Consider the following 2,059-nt stretch of genomic DNA (forward strand, 5'->3'; position numbering starts at 1 on the left):
CGGGGCTGCGCTCGACCTGCTGCTCGATCAGGCGCTGCACACGGCATTCGTCCGGGTAGCGCTGCGCGGTGTGGTTCCAGGTGTGCAGGGTGTGCGCTTGCACGCTGTCCATCAACGCAAGCTCCGCTACCCGCGCCTGCGGGTCGGCGAGCATCCCGCGCAGCAAGGTCTGCCAGTGGCCGGCCAGGCGCTCGATGGTGGTGGCGTCGAACAGGTCGGTGGCGTAGGTCAGGGTGGCGCCCAGGCCGTGGGCGGTCTCGAAGGTGTCCAGGGCCAGGTCGAACTGCGCGCTCTGGTGTTCGCCGCTCAAGGTCTCGACGTCGAGTTGCGGCACCTGGAAACCTTCACCCAACTGCTGGTCGAGGGCGTTGCGGTGGTTGAACATCACCTGGAACAGCGGGTTGTGGCTGAGGCTGCGCGCCGGCTGCAAGGCTTCGACCAGTTGCTCGAACGGCAGGTCCTGATGCTGCTGGGCGCCAAGGGCCGCCTGGCGCACCTGTTCGAGCAGCGCATTGACGGTCAGTGTGCTGTCAAAACGCGCACGCAGTACCTGGGTGTTGACGAAGAAGCCGATCAGCCGCTCGGTTTCCAGGCGGTGACGGTTGGCCACCGGCACGCCGACGCGGATATCGTCCTGGCCGCTGTAACGCTGCAGCAAGGCCTGGAAGGACGCCAGCAACAGCATGAACAGGGTGACGTTGTGCTGCTGCGCCAGCTGCTGCAGGCCAGCGGCCAGGTCAGCGTCAAGCGTCAGCGCCAGGCGCGCGCCCCGGTAGCTCTGCAGCGCCGGGCGGGCATGGTCGGTAGGCAGCTCCAGCACCACCGGCTCGGCCCCCAGCTGCTCACGCCAGTACACCAGCTGGCGCTCGCGTTCGCCGGCGGCGAGCCAGTTGCGCTGCCAGTGGGCATAGTCGAGGTACTGCACCGGCAACGGCGGCAGCGTGGGCTGGCTACCGTTGGCCAGGCTGGCATAGCTTTGCATCCACTCATCGACCATCACCTGCATCGACCAGCCGTCGGAGACGATGTGGTGCTGAACCAGGGTCAGCACATGGTCGCGGGCGCCCATGCGCAGCACGCCAATGCGCAGCAGCGGGCCGTTGACCAGGTCGAAGGCCTGCGCGGTCTGCGCCTGGATGAAGGCCTGGATGCCCGCCGCTTCGTCGCCCTCGGCAGCGGCCGGTTGCACGTTGATCGGCAGGCGCAGCTGCGCATGGATGACCGGGCGTAGCTGGTCCTGCTGCTGGATGAACGTGGTACGCAAGCTCTCGTGGCGATCCACCAGCAGGTTGAAGCTGTCTTCCAGGGCCTGCAGGTCAAGGTCACCGCGCAGGCGCAGGGCCATCGGGATGTGGTAGGCGGTGCTGTGCGGCTCCAGCTGCCAGAGGAACCACTGGCGTTCCTGGGCGAACGACAGCTGCAGCGGCTGGTTGCGGTCGATGGCGACGATCCTGGCCGCGCGGCTGCCTTGCAGCTCGCCAAGGGCCTGGCTGAAGGCCTGCAAGGTGCTGTGCTCGAACATCAGCGCCAGCGGCACCTCCAGGTCGAGCTCCTGGGCCACCCGCGAGACCACCTGGGTGGCGAGCAGGGAATGCCCGCCCAAGTCGAAGAAGTGATCGGCCATGCCCACCTGCTCCAGGTGCAGTACCTGGGCCCAGATGGCCGCGACCTTGCGTTCAAGCTCTGTGACCGGGGCCTGGAACTCATGCCGCGCCTGGTTCAGGTCCGGCGCCGGCAGGGCCTTGCGATCGAGCTTGCCATTGGGGCTCAGCGGCATGGCTGCCAGCCACACCAGCTGGGCAGGCACCATGTAGGCCGGCAGGCGGCTGGCGAGTTCGGCCTTGAGCTGCGCTTGCCAGGCCTGCAAGTCGGCCGGCTGGCGTGGGTCGGCGACGTAGCCGACCAGGTGCTGGCCCTGGGCGTCGCGCTGGGCCACCACCACGGTTTCACCGGCACCGGCCACTTCCAGCAGGCGCGCTTCGATCTCGCCCAGCTCGATGCGCTGGCCGCGGATCTTCACCTGGTGGTCCAGGCGGCCGAGGTATTCGATCGCACCGTC

1 protein-coding gene is annotated in these 2,059 nt (G+C 68.0%); it reads right to left on the reverse strand.

What is annotated here, in order from left to right:
* Positions 1-2,059, reverse strand: a 2,059-nt coding sequence (locus tag ACIPIJ_RS27860) for a condensation domain-containing protein (protein ID WP_401083227.1), incomplete at both ends; no start/stop codon positions are given.

The organism is Pseudomonas sp. NPDC087185, assembly GCF_044744955.1.
Lineage (GTDB): Bacteria > Pseudomonadota > Gammaproteobacteria > Pseudomonadales > Pseudomonadaceae > Aquipseudomonas.